Genomic DNA, 4,297 nt, shown 5'->3' with positions numbered 1-4,297 from the left:
CAGCTGGAGAACGCGGCGGAGATCGGCCTGGAGCACAACCTGGGGCTGACCTGCGACCCGGTGGGGGGGCTGGTGCAGGTGCCGTGCATCGAGCGCAACGCGATCGCCGCGGTGAAGGCGATCAACGCGGCGCAGATGGCCCTGCGCGGCGACGGCGAGCACTTCATCTCGCTGGACCGGGTGATCCGCACCATGCGGGACACCGGCGCCGACATGCACGACAAGTACAAGGAAACCTCCCGCGGCGGCCTGGCCGTGAGCGCCATCGAGTGCTGACCCGCTATCGCTCAAGGCACCCGTCGCTGCTCCTTTCTGGTGCGGGACAGGCGGTGACCATCCAGTCGATGAATGGATGTAGAGTCTGTTACTGAAGGTGCTGTCCTACGGCATGGGGTGACATCCGCTGACACCGCCAGTGCTACCTAAGTCCCCAGGGTCCAGGCATCACGGGCCCTGGCAGTCGTAAACAGAATGATTCTGTCGCTCATGCCTAGGCCCGGTGGCACGGGCGTTGGATGAACTTGCTCATTCTTGATTGAATGATCAATCAATTTAGGCATGACCTTTGCCTAGATTTAGTACTTCCCGGTTTCGCAGTGCCGGGCCATAACAAAAAGCCTCGAAACGAGGCTCCGCTCCGTGCCTAGCCCGAGGGTTCGCCAATGTCACAGTTCAACCAAGGGGCTCAACCCCAGAACCGTGTTCCCCAGTCCATCGGTTTCCTGCTGCTGGACAACTTCACCCTGATTTCCCTGGCGTCCGCGGTAGAACCGCTGCGCATGGCCAACCATCTCTCCGGCCGCGAACTCTATCGTTGGTACACCCTCAGCCAGGACGGCCGCCCCGTCAGCGCCAGCGACGGCCTGCAGATCACCCCCGACAGCGGCCTGGACAATGCCCCGGCCCTGGACGCCGTGATCGTCTGCGGCGGCGTCGATATCCAGCACAGCGTCAGCCGCGAGCACGTGCAGTGGCTGCAATGCCAGGCCCGCCAGGGCCGCCAGCTGGGTGCCGTGTGCACCGGCAGCTGGGCGCTGGCCAAGGCCGGGCTGCTGGACGGCTTCGAATGCAGCGTGCACTGGGAGTGCCTGGCGGCCATGCAGGAGGCCTTTCCCCGCGCGAGCATCAGCACCCGCCTGTTTTCCATCGACCGCAACCGCTACACCTCCTCCGGCGGCACCGCGCCGATGGACATGATCCTGCACCTGATCGCCCGCGAGCATGGCCGCGAGCTGGCGGCGGCCATCTCCGAGATGTTCATCTACGAGCGCATCCGCAACGAGCAGGACCACCAGCGCGTACCGCTCAAGCACATGCTCGGCACCAACCAGCCGAAGCTGCAGGAAATCGTCGCGCTGATGGAAGCCAACCTGGAGGAGCCCATCGACCTCGACGAGCTGGCTTGCTACGTGGACGTTTCGCGCCGTCAGCTCGAGCGCCTGTTCCAGAAATACCTGCACTGCTCGCCGTCGCGCTATTACCTCAAGCTGCGCCTGATCCGCGCCCGCCAGCTGCTGAAGCAGACCGCCATGTCCATCATCGAAGTGGCTTCGGTGTGCGGCTTCGTCTCCACCCCGCACTTCTCCAAGTGCTACCGCGAGTACTTTGGCATCCCGCCGCGCGACGAGCGTGCCGGCCAGAACGCCAACGTGGTGGCCCTGATGCCGGTTCCGGACGATCTGGTGCGCACGCCGTCCACCGCCGGCGTGGCCCTGAGCCGCGCCCAGGGCGAGTCCACCTTTGCCAGCGTGAGGGTGGTGTAAGGGGCGCGCTGCGCGCGCCTTGGCGAATGAATTCGCCCCCACAGGAAAAGCAGAACGGGTGTATGCATTTCCCACTGCACAGACTGCTCCCTCTGGGAGAGGGTTGGGGTGAGGGAAGTTGGAACTGCAGGGGGCTGACAGGCCCATTCGCGAATAAATTCGCTCCCACAGGTTTTTCCCGGAAATGAGAAAGGGCGCCACTGGCGCCCTTTCTCATTTCCGGGTTTCGGCCTTCAGCGCGGCACCAGTGCCGGCAGCAGGGTCCGCGAGATGGCCTCGCGCACGTTCGGCAGCAGGGTGGCGCTGCCGCCCAGCAGTTCTTCCACCAGGCGTCGCAGGGCCAGTGCGCGCTCCGGGCTCAGGCCGCTCACGGCCTGTTCGCAGGCCTGTTCGGCAGTGACCCCCGGCGGGATGCTGATACCCAGCGCCACCAGGCGCTCGCGAAAATCTTCCTGGTCGATCAGATCGGCATGCATCATCGCCCTAGTCCTCCGTAATGGTGCCGCGCGGTCAGCGCAGCACACCCTCTTCCAGCAACAGTTTGAAGATAGCTTCGGCGCCCGCCTGCGGCGAGACGTCCTTGAGTACCTGGCCGCCGCCGCCGGATGCCTTGGCGGTAGCCGCCTTCATCCGTTCGGCGCCGGTCTTGGCCTTGATCACCTTGAGGCGCTTGGGCCTTGGCCGGGCCGGTTGCAGCTGGGCCTCGGCGAACAATACATCTTCCACCAGCTCCACGTCCTCGGCTTCGATGCGGCCGCGACGGGCCGGGCCGAAAGCGCTCTGGCGTGCCGCCGGGGCGGCGTTGTCGACGCTGGCGAGGAAGGGCAGGCGCACCTTCAGCCGGCGCCGCTGGCCGCGGGGCAGGGCCTGCAGCACCTGGGCCACGCCGTTGTCGACCTTTTCCACCTCGGCCAGGCCCACCACCAGCGGCCAGCCCAGGCGTTCGGCCAGCAGGTAGGGCAGTAGCCCTGAACCTTCGCCGGTTTCCGCCTGGCTGCCGGTGAGCACCAGTTGGGCGCCGCTTTCGCGGAGGAAGTCGCCCAGCGGCGCCAGGGCGTCATCCTGCTGGCCCTGTTCGAGGACGATGAGTTCATCCAGGCCCATGCCCAGGTAGGCGCGCAGCGCCTCTTCATGGGGATTGCCGGCGTGCACCACGCGCAGGCGTGGGCCGGCCAGGCGCAGGCCCAGCTCGACGGCACGGGAATCCTGGTCGGCGCGGCGCGCGCGGCCCGAAGTGGGGTGCGCGCCGATGGAGACCAGGCTGACGATCTTCAGTGCGTCATGCGGCATCGCGTGCCCCTCCCTGACGGTATTGGGTGGCGAGTTCGATCAGTGCGGCGAGGACGGCGGCGGAGTCGCCTATCACCGAAAGATCGGCGCGTTTGATCATGTCGCAGCCCGGGTCCATGTTCACCGCCACCACCTTGTCGCAGGCGCCGATGCCCTGCAGGTGCTGGATGGCGCCGGAAATGCCCACCGCCAGATAGACCCGCGCGGTGACCCAGGTGCCGGTGGCGCCCACCTGGCGGTTGCGCGGCATGTGGCCGTCGTCCACCGCCACGCGGGAGGCGCCTTCGGTGGCGCCGAGGGCGGCCGCGGCCTGGTGGAACAGGTTCCAGTCCTTGACCCCGTTGCCGCCCGAGAGAATGAACTCCGCCTCGGCCATGGGGATCTGCGCCGGGTCCACGGCCACCGGGCCGAGGTCCTCGATGCGCGGCAGGCTGTGGGCGATGTTTGCCGACAGCTCCAGGGTGCGCGCCTCATGGCGGGTTTCGCTGACCGGCTCGGCACATTCGGCGGCAGCCAGGATCAGGCGTGGCACGGCCCGTGCCAGGTCTTCGCGACCGGCACCGGCGCGGCCGATGGCTTGCCCGTTGGCTACCTGCCAGACGCGGGTGGCCGGGCGCTCGCCCAGCTTGGCGGCCAGCCGGCGGCCCAGTTCGCCGCCACCGGTGCGGCTGTCTGGCAGCAACCAGTGACGCGGCGCGAGCTGGCTTTCCACGGCGCTCAGGGCAAGCACGCGGGCCTCCGGGGAGTAGCCTTCGAACTCGTTGCCGTCGATACGCAGGATGCGGTCGACGCCGGCGGTATCGAAGGCGGCTTCCTTGTCCTCGCCGAAGAGCACGGCGACCACCGCACCCTCAGTGCCGGCCAGCTTGTTGGCCAGGCCCAGCAGGTCCTTGTCGTGGCTGGAGAGGCGGCCGCCGACCATGTCCGGCACCACGCAGATGTGGAACGCCGGCTGTTCGATGACATGCAGCGGCAGCTGCACCACTTCGGTGGCGGCGCTGCGCTTGCCGGCGGTGCCCTGCTGGGCGCCGCTGCGGTCGATGCGCTTGAGGCCGTTGGGGCCGATGAAGCCCGCTGCCGCGGCATGGGGGTTCTTGCGGATCAGGCCGTTGGGGCCCATCCAGCTCGTCTGCCCCTGCTGCTGCATGGCGGCATGCAGCGGGTGCAGGCGGTTGCGGGCGATCCACTCGGCGCGTGGGTCGCGGCGGATGATGTCGCTCATGGGGCGGACTCCTGCTCAGGTA

General features: G+C 67.6%; 5 protein-coding genes. 2 read left to right on the top strand and 3 right to left on the bottom strand.

All coding sequences use genetic code 11. The features are described 5' to 3' along the window. Together ACFPU0_RS28670 and ACFPU0_RS28665 are read left to right on the top strand one after the other, a co-directional pair. Positions 1-276, top strand: a 276-nt coding sequence (locus ACFPU0_RS28670) for an L-serine ammonia-lyase, iron-sulfur-dependent, subunit alpha (RefSeq protein ID WP_377696689.1), incomplete at its 5' end; no start/stop codon positions are given. 386 nt (positions 277-662) lie between these two features. Further along, positions 663-1,763: a GlxA family transcriptional regulator gene (locus tag ACFPU0_RS28665; RefSeq protein ID WP_377696688.1), complete on the top strand. Its 1,101-nt coding sequence runs from the start codon at positions 663-665 to the stop codon at positions 1,761-1,763. 233 nt (positions 1,764-1,996) lie between these two features. On the opposite strand, the gene ACFPU0_RS28660 is transcribed toward ACFPU0_RS28665, so the two are convergent. The 3 genes from ACFPU0_RS28660 to ACFPU0_RS28650 are packed head-to-tail and all read right to left on the bottom strand — an operon-like array spanning position 1,997 to position 4,275. Further along, entirely contained in the window at positions 1,997-2,242 is a 246-nt protein-coding gene (locus ACFPU0_RS28660; protein ID WP_028630518.1) for a hypothetical protein, read from the bottom strand. Positions 2,243-2,273: 31 nt separating this feature from the next. After that, a complete protein-coding gene (locus ACFPU0_RS28655; RefSeq protein ID WP_377696687.1) occupies positions 2,274-3,053 on the bottom strand; it encodes an electron transfer flavoprotein subunit beta in 780 nt (259 codons plus the stop codon). Then, positions 3,043-4,275 (bottom strand): electron transfer flavoprotein subunit alpha/FixB family protein, encoded by a 1,233-nt coding sequence (locus tag ACFPU0_RS28650; protein ID WP_377696686.1) that lies wholly within the window; start codon positions 4,273-4,275, stop codon positions 3,043-3,045. The genes ACFPU0_RS28655 and ACFPU0_RS28650 overlap by 11 nt, the downstream gene beginning before the upstream one ends. Positions 4,276-4,297 lie beyond the last annotated feature (22 nt).

Origin of the sequence: Pseudomonas sp. GCM10022186, from assembly GCF_042656385.1 — a bacterium.
GTDB lineage: Bacteria > Pseudomonadota > Gammaproteobacteria > Pseudomonadales > Pseudomonadaceae > Metapseudomonas.
Note: the sequence above shows the minus strand (reverse complement) of the source record. Positions and strands in the feature narration are given on the sequence as shown.

Bases quoted from the DNA above. Each gene is read 5' to 3' on its own strand.
- ACFPU0_RS28665 (WP_377696688.1), top strand. From the start codon at position 663: ATGTCACAGTTCAACCAAGGGGCTCAACCCCAGAACCGTGTTCCCCAG.
- ACFPU0_RS28660 (WP_028630518.1), bottom strand. From the start codon at position 2,242: ATGATGCATGCCGATCTGATCGACCAGGAAGATTTTCGCGAGCGCCTG.
- ACFPU0_RS28655 (WP_377696687.1), bottom strand. From the start codon at position 3,053: ATGCCGCATGACGCACTGAAGATCGTCAGCCTGGTCTCCATCGGCGCG.
- ACFPU0_RS28650 (WP_377696686.1), bottom strand. From the start codon at position 4,275: ATGAGCGACATCATCCGCCGCGACCCACGCGCCGAGTGGATCGCCCGC.